General features: G+C 31.0%; 10 protein-coding genes. 4 read left to right on the top strand and 6 right to left on the bottom strand.

All coding sequences use genetic code 11. The features are described from left to right. Positions 1-7 precede the first annotated feature (7 nt). Positions 8-2185: an ATP-dependent Clp protease ATP-binding subunit gene (locus tag FM121_RS02450; protein WP_086950568.1), complete on the top strand. Its 2178-nt coding sequence runs from the start codon at positions 8-10 to the stop codon at positions 2183-2185. A gap of 208 nt (positions 2186-2393) precedes the next feature. After that, complete coding sequence (locus FM121_RS02445; protein ID WP_086950567.1) at positions 2394-2708, top strand: DUF1827 family protein; 315 nt, start codon at positions 2394-2396, stop codon at positions 2706-2708. Between the two features lie 81 nt (positions 2709-2789). Here FM121_RS02445 and FM121_RS02440 read toward each other — a convergent pair whose 3' ends face one another. Then, positions 2790-5396, bottom strand: coding sequence for a serine hydrolase (locus FM121_RS02440; protein ID WP_086950566.1), 2607 nt, complete (start codon positions 5394-5396; stop codon positions 2790-2792). 105 nt (positions 5397-5501) lie between these two features. Continuing rightward, positions 5502-7922, bottom strand: coding sequence for a GH25 family lysozyme (locus FM121_RS02435; protein ID WP_086950565.1), 2421 nt, complete (start codon positions 7920-7922; stop codon positions 5502-5504). Positions 7923-8307: 385 nt separating this feature from the next. Here FM121_RS02435 and FM121_RS02430 point away from each other — a divergent pair, with 385 nt between their 5' ends. Further along, positions 8308-9573 (top strand): hypothetical protein, encoded by a 1266-nt coding sequence (locus FM121_RS02430; protein WP_086950564.1) that lies wholly within the window; start codon positions 8308-8310, stop codon positions 9571-9573. A 116-nt stretch (positions 9574-9689) separates the two neighbouring features. Here FM121_RS02430 and FM121_RS02425 read toward each other — a convergent pair whose 3' ends face one another. Continuing rightward, entirely contained in the window at positions 9690-11972 is a 2283-nt protein-coding gene (locus tag FM121_RS02425; protein ID WP_179203777.1) for a C39 family peptidase, read from the bottom strand. 221 nt (positions 11973-12193) lie between these two features. Between FM121_RS02425 and FM121_RS02420 the strand changes: the two genes are divergently transcribed. Continuing rightward, the gene (locus tag FM121_RS02420; protein WP_086950562.1) at positions 12194-13222 is read left to right on the top strand and encodes an acyltransferase family protein; all 1029 of its coding nucleotides are present in this window, start codon (positions 12194-12196) and stop codon (positions 13220-13222) included. Between the two features lie 98 nt (positions 13223-13320). On the opposite strand, the gene FM121_RS02415 is transcribed toward FM121_RS02420, so the two are convergent. From FM121_RS02415 to FM121_RS02405, 3 genes are all read right to left on the bottom strand, one after another. Beyond that, positions 13321-16824 (bottom strand): bifunctional glycosyltransferase/CDP-glycerol:glycerophosphate glycerophosphotransferase, encoded by a 3504-nt coding sequence (locus tag FM121_RS02415; RefSeq protein ID WP_143597053.1) that lies wholly within the window; start codon positions 16822-16824, stop codon positions 13321-13323. A gap of 25 nt (positions 16825-16849) precedes the next feature. Next, on the bottom strand, positions 16850-18427 hold the full coding sequence (locus FM121_RS02410) for a peptide chain release factor 3 (protein WP_086950560.1): 1578 nt from the start codon (positions 18425-18427) through the stop codon (positions 16850-16852). A gap of 200 nt (positions 18428-18627) precedes the next feature. Next, a complete protein-coding gene (locus FM121_RS02405) occupies positions 18628-20823 on the bottom strand; it encodes a M15 family metallopeptidase (RefSeq protein ID WP_086950559.1) in 2196 nt (731 codons plus the stop codon). Positions 20824-20847 lie beyond the last annotated feature (24 nt).

Raw genomic sequence — 20847 nt, 5'->3', positions numbered from 1 at the left:
TGATGAAATGCTTTGTCAAAATTGCCAAGCAAATGACGCTACCATTCATTTATATACTAATGTTCAAGGTCAAAAAAAACAAATTGACTTATGTCAAAATTGTTACAGAGAAATTAAACAACAAGAAGATTTAGCACATCGTGAAAAAATGACGCAAGATCCTTATGGTTTTGGCTCACTTAATGATTTATTCCGTCAATTAGCTGAACAAAACTACCAACAATCACAAGATAAATCACCCAAAACACAGTCAGGACATACGGGACCACCTAATCCACCTAATCAAGGAAATGGTTCAATCTTACAAGAGTTTGGTGAAAATATAACTCAAGCTGCTAGAGATGGAAAAATCGACCCTGTTATTGGCCGTGATGAGGAAATTACACGTGTGATTGAAATATTAAATAGAAGAACGAAAAATAATCCCGTCTTAACTGGTGAACCTGGCGTAGGTAAAACAGCGGTTGTTGAAGGTTTAGCACTTAAAATTGTTGAATCAGCGGTCCCACAAAAATTACTCGAAAAAGAAATTATCCGCCTAGACGTTGCTTCTTTAGTTCAAGGAACAGGAATTAGAGGTCAATTTGAAGAACGAATGCAAAAACTAATTCAAGAACTCAAAGAGGACCCTTCTACAATCCTCTTTATCGATGAAGTTCATGAAATTGTAGGCGCAGGGTCAGTCGGTGATGGAAATATGGATGCTGGTAATATCTTAAAACCTGCACTTGCCCGTGGTGAATTACAAATGGTTGGTGCCACTACCCTCAATGAATATCGGATTATTGAAAAAGATGCCGCACTTGAGCGACGTATGCAACCCGTTCGTGTTAATGAACCTTCTGAAGAAGAAACTATTGTTATTTTAAAAGGAATTCAAAAACGATACGAAGATTTCCATCATGTTACCTATACAGACGAAGCTATTACAGGGGCTGTAAAACTATCTAGTCGTTTTATTCAGGATCGCCAACTACCAGATAAAGCTATTGATTTATTAGATGAAACTGGTTCTAAGAAAAACCTAACTATCCAATTTATCGATCCTAAAGTCTTAGAACAACGTTTAAAAGATGCTGAAAAGCAAAAAAAACTTGCTTCAAAAGATGAAGATTTTGAAAAAGCTGCGTACTACCGAGATCAAATCAAAAAATTAACTGATTTAAAAGAAAAACAAATTGCTGATGAAGATATTCCAACTGTCACTCTAAAAGATATGGAAGAAGTTGTCGAATTAATGACTGGAATACCTGTTGGTGATCTCAAAGAAAAAGAGCAAACTCAAATGAGAAACTTAGACAAAGATTTAAAAAAACATGTTATTGGTCAAGTTGAAGCTATCGATAAAGTTTCACGTGCCATTAAACGTAATCGAATTGGTTTAAATAAAAAAAATCGACCAATTGGCTCATTTTTATTTGTTGGTCCTACTGGTGTTGGAAAAACAGAACTTGGCAAACAACTTGCTTTTGAGCTGTTTGGGCATAAAGAAAATATGATTAGGTTCGATATGAGTGAATATATGGAAAAACATAGCATCGCTAAATTAATTGGTTCTCCTCCTGGTTATGTTGGCTATGAAGAAGCAGGTCAATTAACTGAAATTGTGAGAAGGAATCCTTATAGTTTAATTCTTTTAGATGAGATTGAAAAAGCGCACCCTGATGTTTTACATATGTTCCTACAAATCCTTGAAGATGGTCGATTAACTGATTCTAAGGGTCGAACCATCAGTTTTAAAGATACTTTAATCATCATGACTAGTAACGCTGGAACAGGTGCTATCGAAGCTAACGTTGGCTTTGGAGCAACAAAGGATGGAACAACTCAATCTGTTTTAGGACAATTAAACAATTTCTTTAAACCAGAATTCTTAAATCGTTTTGATGGTATCGTAGAATTCCAACCACTAAGTAAAGAGAATTTACTTTCAATCGTTGCTCTCATGTTAGATGAAGTCAATGATTTGATGAAAGATCAAGGAATTAAATTAGAAACAACTAAAGAAGTCAACGAAAAATTAGTTGATCTTGGTTACGATCCTAAAATGGGGGCAAGACCACTTAGACGTGTTATTCAAGAACATATTGAAGATGAAATAGCTGATTATTACTTGGAACACCCCGCAAATAAAAATTTAATCGCCATTCTTGAAAATGAAAAAATTGTTGTTAAAGCTAAATAATTTTTCCGTCTTGTAAGCGGCAGCCTTACCATCAAAGATTTGAATAGTTAAGTTTCATGAATTCAAGTTTCTTAATCTCATAACCAAGTTTTAACACTGCTGATAATAATGGAAACAAGTCATACTTTTAATCTGATTTATTTTTTAATTAGTGTTATAATGAATACATATTATAAAAGTAGTTCAATAACAGACAGAGGTGATCAGTATGAAATTAATCGACGTGACTAACAGCTACGGAACTCTGGTTTCAAAACAATTAGAAAATACAGATGCAACGTATGTTAAAGTTTACTCAATGGGAAAAACATTAGTCGTTCACAGTATTGCAGATACTCATATTGAAGTAGTGATTGTGAATAAATCAAGAGAAGTAAAAGAATTTGAAGTGGATTATGTTTTAGAGGAAATTTTAGATCGAGGTATTGATAAGGATGATTTAAGTATCATCAGAACCACTGGTGTTGTTGAAATTTCGATGAAAGTTCGTAAAAAAAAGGTAAAAACAAATACTGAAAAGTAAATAAAATATAATAAAAACGCTATAAAGTTAAGATAACTTTATAGCGTTTTTTTAGATAACCTTAATAAAATAGCATTATTTTTATTTCATAATATCATAAATTTCTTTTGATAAAATCGAAATGGTTTCATAAGATGTATTATTTTGAGTCATCACTGATAGAACATATGGTGTATCTGTGTAAACAACAGCCACATCATGCCTAAAACTCCCTACATCACCAATCTTATGCGCAACTTTTACAGGTAAATATTTAGGAATGCGTTGATTATCAAAAACAGTATTTTGCATATATGACATGACTTGCCCACCTTGACGGTACATTGCACTAATTAAAAGAGCATTTTCTTTAGCCGATATCTGGAAAGGAGACTGCCATTGACGTCCGATAATACTTGAAATTTCACTTCTCATTTTGTAATCATATTGATTAGCACCGTAATAACCTAAGAAATTAGCGCCTTGATTATCCGAATATTTAGCTGTCCAATTTAACATTGTATCTAGTGAATAATACGATCCAAAGGGTTTTCCTTGAAGAATACCTGCGCCACCACGCATATATGAATAAATAGGCATTTGGTTAATCGCATCAGAGTATAAATACTTTCTATTTGGATCTATTTTACCTTGATTGATCATTTTTTGTGTATAGTACATTGCTGGTAATTTACCTGTACTTGCTGCCGTAAAAATTCGGCTACCATTTATTGAAGCTGTTGAGCCATCTACTAAACTGGTAACATAAATACCATAATTGTAAGAATTATATTTAGAATTCAATAATCGTTGAACTTTTTCCAGTTTTTCTGCTTCACTAGAAACAGCCGTTTCATTTAAATAGCCATACCATTTATTTTGTTTGTCATATAAAGAAACATAAGTAGAGCCATTAAAATGTTGGTATTTGCCTCTAGCATTAAATTTTTTCTTCATATATGAAGACGTATTTCCTTTTTGTTTCCATGAAAAATTCGACCACATTGGATAATTCCCTTTAACAATCGTCACTTCTTTGCCATAACTTTGATAAATACCTTGAGCACCATCAGCAACAGTCACACCATTTTTATTTACATAGCCATACCATGTTCCTTTATTATCAAATAAACTATAGTAAGTTGAGCCATTATAATGACGATACTGACCTTTGGCTAAGAGAGTTTTATTGTAAATATTTTTAGATGTTCCTAAACTATTCCATGAAAAATTTCGCCACATATCATAATTGCTTTTAGTCACTGTCACATATTTGCCAAAGTTTTGATAACTACCTTGAGCACCATCTGCTACTTTTACAAAGTCCTTGTTAATATAACCTTTCCAGACATTGTTATTATCATATAAAGAGTAGTAGTCATTCCCATTAGCATGGTAGTAAACACCTTTTGCTTTGAATGTTTGGTTGGCTAAGCTACTAATTTTATGACGATGATTCCAATCAAAACTATTCCACGTACTACCATTATTATTTTTTACCGTCACATATTTATTAAATGAGACATACTCACCTTGACTACCTTGCGTTTGCTTCATCGCATTTTTATTAATATAGCCATACCATTTATCATTTAAATCAAATAATGAATAATAAATTTCTCCATTGTAATGGTGATATTCACCTTTTGCTAAAAACGTACGCTGGTAAAATTTCTTACTCTTATTTTTTTCTTTCCAATCAAAATTTTGCCAAATCGGATAATTAGGACTGTTCATGATTACATACTGATTTAAACTATGATATGCTCCTTGCGCCCCATCTACAACTCTAGTATCCTTTTCGTTTAAATAACCATACCACGTACCTTTGCTATCATATAAAGAATAGTAGAAACTGCCATCAAAATGATGATATTTTCCTTTAGCTAAGTAAGTATTTTTATAAAGTTTATTCGTTTTATGTTTTTCTTTACCATCAAAATTTGATATCGTACTACCTTGGTTACTTGTGATTGTCACATATTTACCAAAGGATTGATAAACGCCACCTTGAGTTTCAGCAATAGAAACATCTTCTGCTAATACATAACCAAGCATTTCTTCTTTAACAGAGTACAGCGTATAATAATTTTTTCCGTTAACATGTTTAACTTGCTCTTTAGCTAAAAAAGTTTGTCCCCTAACATAGCTATGATTTTCTAATAGCTCTAACTCTAAATTTTTATAAATTTTTGCCTTATCTTGATTTAGACTAATATATTTATTGAAGTCTAATTTTTCACTATCTAATGTGTCGTGTAATTTAATCTCTGATTCTTCTACAACACCAATCATATTTCCCTTTAAATCTGTTAACACATAATATGTCTTTTCATTAAAGATAAATTTCGTATCAGTTTTTAATAAAACACTTTCAATTTCAGATAATTTAACCAATTCTTTTAAGTCGTTATCTTTATAAATAACTGGTTCTTCTTTAATAAAACTAACATATTGTAATTTTTCTAATTTAATTAATTCTTTTTCAACATTATTAACATCTTCTTTGGATTCACTTGTTCTTGTTGTACTTGTTTCTGTTGTTTCTAACTCACTACTCGATGTACTACTTTCGATTTTTTCTGTCGTACTGGTTGAACTCGTACTTACCTCCGTCGACTCATTTAACTTCTCAGCATGTACTTCACCAGTTGATAACATAAATAAACTAAAGCATCCAATCAATACCGTAAAAATATTCTTTTTCATTTTACTGACAATCCTTCCTTAACTTGTTTATCCTAACTATTTTAGTATACTCGTTTCCGCTCAAAAAAGAGGATAATTTTTCAATTAATCATCCTCTTCTAATAATTAGTTAATTACTGTTGTTGCATTGGCATTAATATAACCATGCCCTTTTCCTGCGTTATCATACAAAGATAAGTAGGTTGAGCCATTGAAATTTTCGTATCTTCCACGAGCTGTAAAGGTTTGATTATATACTGAATCACCACTTTCACGGTAAGCCCAATCGAAATCATTCCATGTATTATAGTTTTTCTGTGTCACTTTAACATTTTTCCAATGGGATATATAGATACCATTTTTATCTGGAACAACTTTAGTAGCATCTTTATTTAAATAACCAATCCAGCTACCATTACCATCATATAATGAATAATAAGTACTACCATTAAAGTGCTCATATCTTCCTTTTGCTAAATAGGTTTTTTCATAGATATTAGTAGTATTTAGTAACTCTTTAGTAAATCCAAAATTTGACCAAATGCTATAATTTTTTCTTTGAATAGAAACATATGATCCATCTGAAATATAATCACCTTGACCACTTTTTTCTAAAGAAACAAGTTTAGCTTCAGCATATCCTTGCCATTTATTTTTTGAATCATATAATGAATAGTAAGTTTTACCGTCCATATGATGATATCTTCCCTTGGCACGATACATTTGACCATAAACATCATTTGTTGATTTTTTTACAGTTCCATTAAAATCATGATATATTTTTTCATCTTTTGTAGCGATTTTAGCATAACGTCCATCTGCAAAATATGCTCCCTGAACGCCATCACCTTGTTTAATAGCTGCTGCGTTAATATAACCACACCAGTTATCTTCTAAATCAAACAGAGATAAATAAGTTGAGCCATTCGCATTTTCATAGCGACCTTTTGCTAAGAATGTTTTTTGGTACACATCTTTATCTGCTAGTTTTTCTTTCCATGAAAAATTACTCCATGTATTGTAGCCAGATTTCTCAACTGTCACATATTTGTTGTGAGTAATATAATTTCCGTTTTTATTCGCAGCAGGTCTAGTTGCTTTTTCGTCTAGATAACCATGCCAATTACCTTGTGTATCAAATAGAGATAAGAAGGTACTCCCATTAAAGTGATCATAATGACCTTTAACTTGATATGTTTTTTGATACAAATTAGACGTGTTATTTTTTTCATTATTGAAACTAAAATTTTGCCAAACTGAAGTTCCTTTTTGCTCAATTGAAACATAACGATTATTATCAGCTATATAATTCCCTTGTGCTCCTGCTAAATCAATCGTGGCTTCTGAGTTTATGTAACCATGCCAGTTTCCTTGGGCATCGTACAATGAATAGTAAACTGAACCATTCGTATGTTGGTAGCGACCTTTAGCTTCAAATCTTTGTCCATATATTTTTTCTGAAGACTCTCGGTACGTCCAATTAAAATCAGACCACGTGTTGTAGCCTTTTTTATTTACTTTTACAAAACGACCATCAGCAATATAATTTCCCTGTGGTGGTAATTTCTGATTACTCGAGTAACTACCTACATAATCACTAGAGATATCATATATACCATGAACCCCAGGAAACGTCATTGATGAGGACCATTGCCAAGCCCCATATTGCGTGTGATATTGATGGCTAGTTGGATTGTAAGGATATGCTGCCACCCAAACTTTTTCATTACCAAGTTCATTGGGTTTGATGACCCCTTCATTAATCCAGTGTAATCCTAAATAATGATTAACGCTAGAATAGCCCAAAGCATTCAATTGTTTTTCAAAAGCTTTAGAATTTTTAGTATGATTTACACCTTTTTTATACTTCAATTCGGGTGTTTCTAAGTCACTTATCATTAAAGTAGATTTAGACAAACCTAATTCCTGCGCCATATTAGCAAAATAATTTGCTTCTGATCTCGCACTTGTTTCTGATTCGAACCAACTGAAATGATACACACTTACCATTAAACCGGCAGCTTCTGCATTTTTAATTTGATTTTTAGCATAAGGGTTTTTATAACTTGTTCCTTCAGTTAATTTAACTGCTACCCCTTTAACTCCGTACGATTTCATGATTTTATACTCATCTACAGAAATATCATGATTATGAGATGACACATCAATAAAATCTGCTTTTGGTTTATCTATATCAGTAATTGATAAACCATTGGCTCTAGTACTTGGCGCACTGTAAGCACGTGGACTTACTGCTAAATCTGAACGATCACTTGGATAGTAAAAGGTTTCATCACTTTCATCTTCTGATTTTTCTTCTACAACATCACTATTTTTTTCTTCATCTACTACTAAACGAGTTTCTTTTGTTTCTAAAGTAGACTCTAGACTGGTCTCTGTACTTTTTACGACTTCTTCATTTTCTCCACTAACTTCAACTTTTTCATCTTTTATTTCAGCTTGCTCTGCGTACACAGCGACAGGAGTCGTTATTATGCTCAATGTTAAACTTGCTAAAATTAAGTAAGAATATCTTTTTTTACTCAACTATTTATCCTCCGTTTTTTTATTTCATTTTCTATTCTAACACATTCATATCCTAAATGAATCAAAATTTACATTTTTATTCATTTTATCATTTTTGATACATAATATTTATAATTAATGAACAAATACATTTTTTAAATCAAAATAAAAATACGCTATATTATTTTTTATAAAAAATAAATATATGCTTATCTACTGATAACTACCATCAATTATTTTCTAGTATATTTCTAATAATATTTATTCTTTGTTTTTTTTATATAGATTAATTAAGTTGAAATTATTATGATTAATGTTTTTTTTCACAAAAAAATATTGATAGCATTATTCCAACATGCTATACTCTACCTGATTCTAAAAAACGAATGTTTAAAGGAGAGAGAGTATGAAAAAGATTTACTTCAGTTTGATTTTACTTTCATCGATTGCGTTTAGTACACAAGCACTCGCTGAGGAAAGTAATAAATCAAACCAACTTGTGGCAACAGAGGAAAGCATTGCGATCGAAACAACAAAAGCATCAACAGAGACAACAATCACTGAAATCACTTCCGAAACAAGCGAAGTGAAAGAAACAGAACAAACAACAGTATCTTCAGAAGAAAAAACGATCGCAACACCTAAGAATGATGTGGTAGAAAAATCTATCACTAAAGAAACAACCCCCGCACAAGGTCCTTACATTGCTGACGGTAGCTATGTAAAAATAACTAAAAAAAATTATGACATCTGGCAAAATTTTAGTTGGAAGAAAAAAGATAAGTCTACCAATCACTTCGGAAAAGTTTATCTAGCTAAGGGACGCTATGAACACAAAAATGGTGAAACTTACTATTCTCTATACAACAATAAAGATCAATGGATTGGTTATTTAAATGCGAATGCTACAACTAAAACAGTAGCGCAAGGGCCGTATATTTCTGATGGAACCTTTGTGAAGTTCAAAAAGCAAAACTATCCTACTTGGCAAAATTTTAACTGGAAACAAAAACAAGAAGGTCGTGAAATTGTAGAGGATCTTTATCAAGCAAGAGGACGTTACGAGCATTTTAACGGCTCAACGTACTACTCAATGTATGACTCAAAAGGTGTTTGGCAAGGATATGCTAACGCTAAAGCCGTCGTAAAAACTGCTAAAAGAGAAGGTCCATATATCGCAGATGGTCGTGAAGTAAAAATTACGAAGAAAAATTATGATATCTGGCAAAACTTTAGTTGGAAAAACAAAAGTAATACTAACAAATACTACGGGCAAACGTTAAAAGCTCGTGGTCGCTATTACCACTTCAACGGTGAGCGTTATTACTCATTATATGATAACAAAGGCACTTGGATTGGTTATCTAAATTCAAAAGCAACCACTGTTGTTACTGGTGAAAATGGGGCAAGACCAACTACTGTTGATGAATTAGAAAAAGGCTATGAATCTAGCGGTGAAACTTATGATTACTGGATGCATAGAGCAGGAAATACTGGTCTAACATTCACCAATGAGGCAGACTTTGAAGCATATTTCCACAAGTATTATCGTGCTGGAAACGATATTAAAGTGAAATTAAAGGATACTGGTGAGCGAAGAATAGCCATGGACGCTGTAGGCGCTAAACCATTTTTCCCGAATGAAACATATCCAAGTGGAAATTATCAATAAAAAAATAAAATCTACCGATCAAACTGCTTTTAGCAATTCGATCGGTAGATTTTATTTTATAAATTTTTTCTTTAAAAATAGTATATGAAAGTTTTTTATAAATCGATTAAATAAATTTATCTAATAACCAACATTTTTCTATATTTAGTTGATAAATAATGATCTAAAGATGATTTCTCATACCAACGATACGATCTATAATCAGTCGATGAGTATAAACCTGGATCTTGAATAAATATATATTCTCTTCCATTAACTACTTTATATCCTTTAGCCATTAGAACATGTTGCGGGTTTTTATAAACATTAGGATCTCTCATATCGAATTCTCCCCAGAACATTACCATATTTCCTGAATTAATTTCTGTAATCATACGATCTATTGAACTACCTGTAATAATTTCTGTATTTGATGTATATCTTCTTGCATACTTATTTAAACCTATTGGTGATATTACCCTCACAAACGGTGTATGCCCCCAAGGATCTCCAATCTGCCCCTCATCCGGATTGTTTTTACTCAAAGGTAATCCATCTACAAAATTAACTAAAGAAATATTACCAGCATATCCTTTTGCTCTAAGAGAAGTATATAATGAGGTTGCAGCACATCCATAAAGTGCACCAATTGACATTTGGCTGTAATAAGTTGTTGGTATATCAAATTGCGTAACAACTGTTACACCACCTTCATTAATATAACCTTGCCAATTTCCCAAACCATCATAAATAGAATAATAAACTGCGCCATTAAAATGAACATACTTGCCTTTTGCTATTAGACCTTTACTATACTGATTAGCTGAAGGTTGCTTCACGTCCCAGTTAAAATTTCTCCACATATCATAGTTCTTGCTTCTAATAATAATATGTCTGTTAAATGATTGATAAATACCCTGTTTACCTTCACCTACAGCTGTGGCTCTCTCATTAACATATCCATACCATTTACCATTAGAATCAAATAGAGATAAATACGTTGAGCCATTAAAATGCTGATATTTTCCTTTTGCATGGTAAGTTTTACTATACATGTTTCTTGTTCCATTTAATTGATTCCACGAAAAATTACTGTATGTTGGATAATTATTATTAGTTACCGTTACATACTTGCCATAAGATTGGTAAATTCCTTGTCGACCATTTGCAAGTTTTGTTGCTGATTCATTAACATATCCATACCATTTATCATTACTATCAAATAATGATAAATAAGTTGAACCATTAAAATGTTGATATTTTCCTTTTGCATAAAAAGTCTTACCATAATAATCACTCGTTTTTCCTAATACATCCCATGAAAAATTTCTATATGTTAAATAATTTTTACTCGTTATCGTAACATATTTATTATGTGATTGATAAGCGCCTTGACGATTGGCTCCAACTTTAGTTGCTTTTTCATTAATGTAACCACACCATTTACCTTCACCATCATATAAAGATAAATAGGTTGAACCGTTAAAATGTTGATACTTACCTCTAGCTTGGTATGTAGTACCCTGAATGTTCCGAGATGATTCTCTTTCTACCCAATTGAAATCATTATAAGTATAATAATTTTTGCTAGTTATTGTCACATATTTCCAATAAGATTGGTAAATTCCTTGTCGACCATCAGCTTCTGTAACATTTTTTGAATCAATATAACCATACCATTTATCATTACTATCAAACAATGATAAATAAGTTGAACCATTTATATGATTATACTTTCCTTTTGCATAGAATGTCTTATCCTTAATTGCTTTTCCATCATATAATTCATCCCATGAAAAATTACGATAGGTTGTGCTTGATTCCTTTGAGATAGCAACATATTTATTAAATGATTGATAAATGCCTTGTTCTCCATCTGCTTTTTGAATTGCATCCGATAAGACATAACCAATAAAATCAGTTTTATTATCTTTCAATTCATAAAGTGAGTAATACTCTTGATTATCAACAATTTTTTTTTCTTTAGAAATAAATGTTTTTAGATATAGGTCCTCTCGTACTTCAGGATCATCTTGTCCTATTTCTGTTTTCCATAATTGAGTTGACTGAAGTATAACCGTTACATAAATCTCATTCTGAGTATCTTTTAACTGTAACACTTCTTTTTTATTTTGCTCTTTTTCCAATGACTTATTTTTTTCATGTATTTTTTCAGTAGATTCATTTTTTTCAATTGTACTACTTGTTTCTTTTTCCATTTGAGTAGACGTTTCTGAATAACCTGTTGATTCAAACGTTTGATCTATTGTTGATTTTTCTGATGAACTTATAATCGTACTTTCTTCATTAATTGCACTTTGTGTTGTCTTATTTATTTCGGCATTTACGACAAATGCTGGTGACAATAGTACATTAAGAAATATTGTTCCCACAATAATTTTATTTACAATTTTTTTCATACCCTCTATCTCCTTTTTTAATATGAGTAAAAAATTTTTTCTAAGATTTTTAAACACTATCATTCATTATATCAGAAAATATATTAAAAGTTGATAAAATTAATAACAGATTAGATAACTAAAGGTATTAAATCAAATTAAGTTAATTTTTCCCAATTTATTTTTTCTAAGTTAGTTATAATGATATAATTAAATTAGAAAAAATTTTAAGGAGTTTATTAATGAGTAAACGTAATATCAATATTGAACTTATTCGCATAATTAGTATGCTCATGATTGTTTTTCATCACTTTACAATCCATACTAATTGGAATTATCCCAAAGAAATTGGGCTGAGGAATTATTTTATTCTGTGTCTTGGTAATTTTGGTAAAATAGGTGTTATTTTATTTATCTTAATATCTGGTTATTTTTTTTATAAACAAAATTTCTCTCTCAAAAAATTACTTCATCTAAATAATAATATTACTTTTTATACGGTAACCTTTTTTTTGATTTCTTTATTATGGTCTGCATTTGAATTTAAAAAAATGATTACTTCTGTTTTCCCTGTTATTTTTGATCAATATTGGTTTGTTACTGGCTATGTTATACTACTATTATTCCAGCCATTATTAAAAAATTATCTAAATCTAACTGACAGAGAAAATAAACTTAAATTACTAATTATTATTATCTTCTTTTTTTACGGCCCCAGATTATTTGGCTTTATTTTTCAAATTGAAAAACATTTTAAACCTAGCGTTTATTTTTTATTTATTATAATTGCTTTAATAGGTGATTTAATTAGAGAATATCAAAAAGAATTACAAACAATTTATTTTAGATACATTTTAATGGCATCACTATTTTCTCTATCTTTATTACAATTTAGACCATTTATTATTTTACTTTTAGATAAATTAAATTGGGAATATCCTGACTTTTTTATTAATGGCACTGAAAGTTTAAATGCTTTACTTTTTTCTTTCTGTCTTTTTAATTTGATTCTAAAATTATCAATTGATAAACGATATAATGCATTGATCCTTTATATTTCTAGTGTTACTTTTGAAGTTTATTTAATCCATGATAATCCTCTTATTCGCTCCATGTTATGGAATTCTATTTTCCAAAGCGGCAAATTTTATTGGAGTAGCTGGTTATTCCTCATAGTTATTATTGTCCCTCTTATTGTTTTTATAGCTTGTGTATTAATAGCTAAATTAAAAAATTTTATTTCTAGTAAAATAAAATACTGTTATAAATAGAATAAGTATAGTATATCCGATATAAAGAGAAGGCCTAGCAAATAAAATGTATGCTAGGCCTTCTCTTTCACTATAATAATTAAATAGTATGATATTTTTTATTTATTTTTTCCAAATAATTTCTCTACTATTTTTTTTGATGCTTTTCCTGTTTCGAATTCGTTAAATTTATCTCTAAACGCTGATAGTTTAGGTTCATAGTCTTTTTCATAACTAGAAATATTTTCAATAGATTGGATAACCTCTTCAGATGTTCTACATAATTTTCCTGGGGCATCTTCTTCTAAATCCGTATACATTCCTCTTAGAATATCTCTATAATATTCTAAATCATAAGTAAATAGAATAATCGGCTTATTTAAATTAGCATAATCAAACATAATTGAAGAATAATCACTAATTAATATATCTGTGATTAGTAGTAGATCTTGCGCATCTGGATAGTCACAAACATTAATAGCAAAATCTGATACCCCTTCTAAATCTAATTTTTTAGAGACAAAATAATGTAATCTTACTAAAAGAACATACTCATCAGAAAGTTGTGCCTTCATTTGTTTTAAATCTAACTCTAAATTAAATCCTCTTGTATTTCTAAAAGTAGGCGCATATAAAATTATTTTTTTATCTTTTGGAATTCCTAGCTTTTCTTTTAAGTCGATTATTGTATTTTCTTCATTTGAAACATTTACTAATAAATCATTTCTAGGAAAACCATACTCTAACATTTCACCTTTAAATTCGAACACTCGTTTTGAAATATCTGTCATGAATTTACTTGGTGATACTAGGTAATCCCATCTACTATGTCTTAGTTTAAAACCTTCAAGTTTCTCTACTGTATCTACTTCATTCTTTACATCTAGCCCCATAGTTTTCAAAAAAGTGCCATGTAGCGTCTGAATTTCTTTACTTTTTGAGCGCTTAACATAATCATTCTGCCAATTTGCATTATTGAAAAAGTAAGTAGATCGTGCAAGGTAATAATAATATTGCCAGCTATTCCTTTTAACTTTGATCCCTTCGCCCGAAATTTCTGTATAAGGATTATTAAATCCCCAAATACAAGTAAGTTCCGGGTGCTCTTTTTGTATTTCTTCATAAATTGCTTTGGGATTACAACTAAAAGATTTACCCCAATAAGATTCAAACATAACATATTTTTTCTTTTGCGGTAACAATCTCATAAGAGGATAGACATAATCTTTTAACATCTTCATACGTCTAGGTCCTTTTTCAAAATAAGATTTTTCAAGAGTTGTATTTAATTTAACCACACCATCTCTTGTAGAAAAAATGTTAAATATATTTTTATCTATAGTAAAAATTGCTTTTAAATTTTCCATATCCAATAAAATTTCATTTGAATAAATTCCTTGTGAGGTTTCACTTGATTGAACAAATGACCAATTAGAATTTCCAAATAAATAAAGTTGCTCTTTTGAAAGTGAGATTTGATAATCACTTATGCATACTTTCCCCTCAACAATAACTTTTTTAGGCGACAAAGTTACTTGTTTTCCATCGGAATCTCTTGTACCTTGAATAAACGAATTCATAATTAATTCATTTGATTTAATTTGTTGTCTTATAGTAAATAATAAATCATAAGCTTCTGAGTTTATCTGATTTAATTTAAAATCCACTAATTTAGGTCGAATATGTTCCGTTAAATTTATTTTTAACCATCTATGGTATGTTTTAGTAAAACGAATTTCATGATCATGCCACACATCGTATGTAGATAAAAAATCATCTTCTAACCAGACTATTGTTTGTTTTCTATCTTTGACTAAATAAAAATAAAAATCTGAATTAAAATCACACTCTAGCATTCGTTCTAAATTAAATCTTAGTTCAAACTGGTTATCTTCCAACAAATTAAATGTGTGATTCCATATCTTTAAATTATTTGTAGAATTTTTAAAATAGGCATCAGAGAACTCACCTACTATTTTCCCAGTTAATACTAATTCGGTTCCGACTATGGATGGTTTTAACTGATTCACAAGTTTTGGTGCATTAATAATTTCTAATCGCCATTGCTTATTGTATAATACACGGAATCCTCTATCTTCAAACATATAATCACAAGGTCTTGAGACAGCTCCTTTAGATGGATTTGAGACGTAAGTTTCCATTTCATAACCTAAATTTTTAATTATTAATTTAATAAAACAATCTTCTTTTAATAACTCTAATACATCTTCTTTATTTCCATCTACTTGAGTTTTAAAATGTGCATAATCATAATTTACATGGCGTTTTATTAGGTGATCTTTATCACCACCACCATACATTTGGGTAATAGACTTATCTTTGATGGTCTCAGTAGGTAAATTAACGCTTTTAGTTTCTGATCGATTAACAAGATATGCTTGAATAGATGTATTTTGATCTGTATTTAAGTACCTTAAATAAGAAATACCTTCAACTGTTAATACCTTATTTGCCCATTTCACTTTTTTGGTTTTTGTGACTGGTAAAATATCACTTGACATATCAATTACCGGATCTAAAAATATCTCATTTAGGTTTGTGTTAGAAATATCCTTATAAACTTTATTTTCTTTTATAACTGTTTGTTGCTTTCTAAAGTCTAAAATATTTGTTTTAAATAATAAAAATTCATCATATTTTTTATCCATGATTAATTGATACATTATTTTTAACTCAGTAGGTATTCTTGTGTTAAACACATCTGTCTTCATATTAGAAACATACTTGGTTAACAAATTTGAAAATAACTCTAAATAATTATCATCAGCTTCTTCTAAAGAATCAAAATACAGTTTATAATCCACTGTCAACTCTTTGAATTCCTTTTCTTCGAGAATTTCTTTAGTTGTTATATTTAATTCATCCACAACCTGTGTAAAACAGTCCACTGATTTTACACGATCTAATAAATTTTGAGGGTCATGTCTATTTTGAGTAATAGAACGATTATTGGCGCTATCCCTTAATCGCCATCTGTAAACATAATCTAATATAATGTTTGTATTTTTAGATAAAAGATGTGCTTTCATTATACAAGGAATATCTTCATATAACATTCCTTCAAGAAACTTCAATTGATTATCTTTAAAAAATGAAGCATTAAATAATTTATTCCACGCAGTCGTATCATAAAGTAGTTGTTTATTTTTTAGGATGTGTGTGCCTTCTAAATCATCAGAAAATATTTTTTTATGTAATCCGCTTAAAAAAAACTTTCTTGTTGAATCAAAACGTGATACATTACCAACCACGATGTCAGCATTATTTTTTAATGCTGATTCTAACAACGCATAGTATGCATTGGGATAAATAATGTCATCTCCATCCATAAAAATCAAATACTCTCCTGTACTAGCTTCTATCCCTACATTTCTAGCTTTTCCAAGACCTACTCTATCAACATCGATTACTTTAATATTTGAGTGCTTTTTTTGATATTCCTTTAAAATATTAGGTGTGTTATCTGTAGATCCATCATCGACAACAATCACTTCTAATTCAATTGTTTCAACTTCTTGTTCTAAAAGAGAATCTAATGCTTCTACAATATATTCCTCTACATTATAAATTGCAATAACCGCACTAATTTTTGTTTTCTTCAAATTAATCCCCCTACTTACCCTGTTTTTATAACAAACTCTTAAGCTCAATATCTGGATATTTATCTGCAAACCAGCGCATTGCAAATCGATTTTCAAATAGGAATAATGGTTGATCAAAACGATCTTTGGCTAAGATATTTCGACTTGAACTCATTTTCTCATCTAATTGTTCAGGATCAATCCAACGAGCAATCTTTGTTCCCATTGGATCCATAATAATCTCAGTATTATATTCCCCTTGCATACGATGTTTAAACACTTCAAATTGAAGCTGACCTACTGCCCCAATGATAATATCTTCTGTTAAATACGTTTTATATAACTGAATAGCACCCTCTTGAACCAATTGATTAAGTCCTTTATGGAATGATTTTTGCTTCATTACATTTTTAGCTGTGACACGCATAAATAATTCTGGTGTAAAGTGAGGTAGATCTTCAAATTCAATCTTATCTTTCCCAGTATAGATCGTGTCCCCAATTTGATAAAGACCCGTATCATATAAACCAATAATATCCCCTGCTACTGCTTCCTCTACTTGTTCACGAGAGTCTGCCATAAACTGTGTTGAATTATTTAACTTAATTTTTTTATTTCCACGAGACAGCTGAACATCCATTCCACGTGAGAAAGAACCAGAACAAATTCGGACAAAGGCGATTCTATCACGATGAGCCGGATTCATATTAGCTTGGATTTTAAAAATAAAGCCTGAAAAATCTTCACTATAAGGACTTACTACAGCTTCTGTTTTAGTTTTATATTCTGTTGGTTGTGGTGCAAACTGTAAGAAGGTTTCTAAGAATGTTTCCACACCAAAATTAGTTAAAGCCGAACCAAAGAATACTGGTGTTAGCTCACCTTTAGCAATTTTTTCTTCCGAAAACTCATTACCAGCTTCCATCAATAATTCTACATCGTCTTGGACTTGATCAAAAATCGACAATTGTTTAATCGGATGATCCAACTCTAATTCACGATTATCATTTAAAGGTAAAAAGCGCTCGCCATCATAACGGTCAGGACGATGAATTTCCACACGATTATGGAACATATCATATAGTCCTTCAAAACCTTTTCCCATACCAATTGGCCAGTTCATTGGATAAGAATCAATCTCTAAAACTTCTTCTAATTCTTCTAGTAACTCTAAAGGTTCACGACCATCTCTATCTAATTTATTAATAAAAGTAAAAATCGGAATGCCACGCATGCGACAAACTTGGAATAATTTCTTCGTTTGGGCTTCAATCCCCTTGGCACTATCAATTACCATGACCGCACTGTCAACAGCCATTAAAGTACGATAGGTATCTTCAGAGAAATCCTCATGTCCAGGTGTATCTAAGATGTTGACACGTTTATCGTCAAAATCAAATTGCATAACCGAACTTGTAACAGAAATACCTCTTTGTTTTTCAATATCCATCCAGTCAGACTTGGCAAAGTTACCAGTCTTTTTCCCTTTAACGGTACCAGCACTACGAATCGCCCCACCAAATAAAAGTAACTGCTCTGTAATTGTTGTTTTCCCAGCATCCGGATGGGAAATAATGGCAAACGTACGACGACGTTCCACTTCTTGCTTTTGATTAAAAACCATATTTTTCTCCTAACACATTTTTATATTTAAAATTCATTGACATTTTTCACAAAACATCTCCTATTATAGCATGATAATTGGGTAAAGTGAATGTGATACGAATAGTCATTTAGAATTTTTTAAATGCATGCTATTACATAAGATTCGATTTATAATCAAAAAAGATAGTCAGACATTAACTGTCCTGACTACCCTTTTACTTATCTATAATTTCCACCTTCAACACCTAGATATTCTTCCAAACATTGATTAGATTTCATAATTTTTTCAGCTTGATTTTTTCCCACGTATCTAACATGCCACGGTTCTCCTTGATAGCCTGTAATGGGTGTTTTACTTGCCTTATATCTAATAATAAAACCATATTTATAAGCATTTTGAGACAACCAATTAGCTTCCCAACCCGTTTCTATTAAAGTCCCATTACCATGACGCAAATCAAAAGTTAATCCTGTTTGATGTTCTGAATGTCCTGGCCTGGCACAAAATGTATCTGTCTTAGCTTGCCCGTTAATTCTAACATAATCATTATAGATTATCTCTTGATATTGATACGTTCTAAACCCTGAATATGAGTGACTCACACTCATTCCTTGTCTTTGCATATCATAAATCATAGAACGAACTTGTCTTCCAGCTTCCCCATTCTCTCCTGGATTAAAATAAGAAGGTAGTTTGATCTTTTTATTCGCAATCATTATGTTATCAATATACAGTACACCATTTTTTTCTTGCCATGTTTTACTACCTTTTTGATTCAAATAACCAATCCATTTGTTATTATCATAAACTGAACTATAAATATCTCCATTAAAGTGATGATATTGATACTTCACAGTGTATTTCTTCTTTGCTACATTATTTGTATTATTCTTTTTTTGCCATGAAAAATTTTGCCAAATCGGATAGTTATTGTTTGGTATCGCAATTGTTTGGTTCGCTTTTACCGCATTCCCCTCTTTACCAGAAGCAAGAGGAATTGCATCTCTATTAGCATATCCTAACCAACGATCTTGATTATCATAGACTGAATAATACACCGACCCATTATAATGATGATACTTCCCTTTAATCAAAAAAGTTTGCTGATTAAGACGAGTTGTATTATTTCTTTCTTTATCAAAAGAAAAATTATTCCACAATGAATAGCCTTTTTTACCCACTGTTCCATACTTACCAAGGGGAATGTAACTTCCACCTCGATCACTACCAACACTCACAGCACCTTTATTTAGATAACCTAACCACTCATTTTTATTATTATAAATAGAATAATAAACAGAGCCATTGAAATGACGATACTCCCCCTTTGCAAGCATCGTTTGTTCATAAAATTGAGTACTGTTATTTTTTTCCTGACTAAAATCAAGATTTTTCCACATCGGATAAGCCTTTTTAGTCAATGTTACATACTTACCAGTCGGAATATAAATTCCACCACGATTCTCCCCAATTGTCACACCATCTTTGTTTATATAACCTAGCCAGTTATCTTGATTGTCATAAACCGAATAATAGGTTGAACCATTAAAATGATGATACTCACCCTTCATTAGCAAGCTTTTCTGGTAAAAATTACTGGAGTTATTGCGTTCTTGACTAAAGGAGAAGTCTTGCCACAATGAATAATTTTTCTTAGTCACTGTGGCATATTTCCACGTACTAATATAACTGCCACCACGATGCTCAGTCAGTGTAATGTCCTCTTGGTTTATAAACCCTAAAAATTCATTTTTATTGTTATAAAGTTCATAATAAATATTTCCGTTAAAATGGTGGTATTCATTTTTTATCAATAATGTTTTTTGATTCAAAGCCTGCTTATCTTCTATTCTCTCTTTTAGTTCCATATCTTTCCATAGCAAGTAACTTGAATTCAAGATAGTACCGTATTTGTCCGTTTTATTCGGCATGCCACTAGCATTATTTGTTACCTCAACTGAGGAGGAAGTAACGTAACCTATTCTCTTTTGATTATTATCTACCAATAAATAAGCTTTGTTTTGATGATGCTCTTCTGTCACTTCTTCAGTTATTAAAAAAGTTCTATTAATAATATCCTCTGTTTTTCCTTTAATAATAGTTAATTCTTGATCTTCCCAAATTGTTTCACCCGTTTTTTTGACCGTACCGTAATAAGAAACGGATACTTTCTGATTAACCTGATTACTTTTATTATTCACTGATTCTGTTGTTTCTGTATCAGCTACTTTCTGTTCTACAGATTCTTCTGATTTCTCTATCAAACTCTCCTTTGTTTCGCTGCTACTACTCATTTCCATTGGTGTAGTTGTTTCTTTTTCCGAACTCTCAGTACTTTCTTGAGCGGCTACGTTGGTTGTAAAGGCAGTAGCAAACAGCAGACCCATCAGCATTAACATTCTTGTTTTTTTCATCAATAAACTCCTCTAAAAAAGGCT

The sequence above is a fragment of the Vagococcus fluvialis bH819 genome (genome assembly GCF_900163795.1).
In the GTDB taxonomy this organism is placed as follows: domain Bacteria; phylum Bacillota; class Bacilli; order Lactobacillales; family Vagococcaceae; genus Vagococcus; species Vagococcus fluvialis_A.
This window is presented reverse-complemented; position numbering and strand designations above follow the sequence as displayed.

Excerpts from the sequence above, each read along its gene's own strand:
- FM121_RS02450 (WP_086950568.1), top strand. The coding sequence starts at position 8 with ATGCTTTGTCAAAATTGCCAAGCAAATGACGCTACCATTCATTTATAT.
- FM121_RS02445 (WP_086950567.1), top strand. The coding sequence starts at position 2,394 with ATGAAATTAATCGACGTGACTAACAGCTACGGAACTCTGGTTTCAAAA.
- FM121_RS02440 (WP_086950566.1), bottom strand. The coding sequence starts at position 5,396 with ATGAAAAAGAATATTTTTACGGTATTGATTGGATGCTTTAGTTTATTT.
- FM121_RS02430 (WP_086950564.1), top strand. The coding sequence starts at position 8,308 with ATGAAAAAGATTTACTTCAGTTTGATTTTACTTTCATCGATTGCGTTT.
- FM121_RS02425 (WP_179203777.1), bottom strand. The coding sequence starts at position 11,972 with ATGAAAAAAATTGTAAATAAAATTATTGTGGGAACAATATTTCTTAAT.
- FM121_RS02420 (WP_086950562.1), top strand. The coding sequence starts at position 12,194 with ATGAGTAAACGTAATATCAATATTGAACTTATTCGCATAATTAGTATG.
- FM121_RS02410 (WP_086950560.1), bottom strand. The coding sequence starts at position 18,427 with ATGGTTTTTAATCAAAAGCAAGAAGTGGAACGTCGTCGTACGTTTGCC.
- FM121_RS02405 (WP_086950559.1), bottom strand. The coding sequence starts at position 20,823 with ATGAAAAAAACAAGAATGTTAATGCTGATGGGTCTGCTGTTTGCTACT.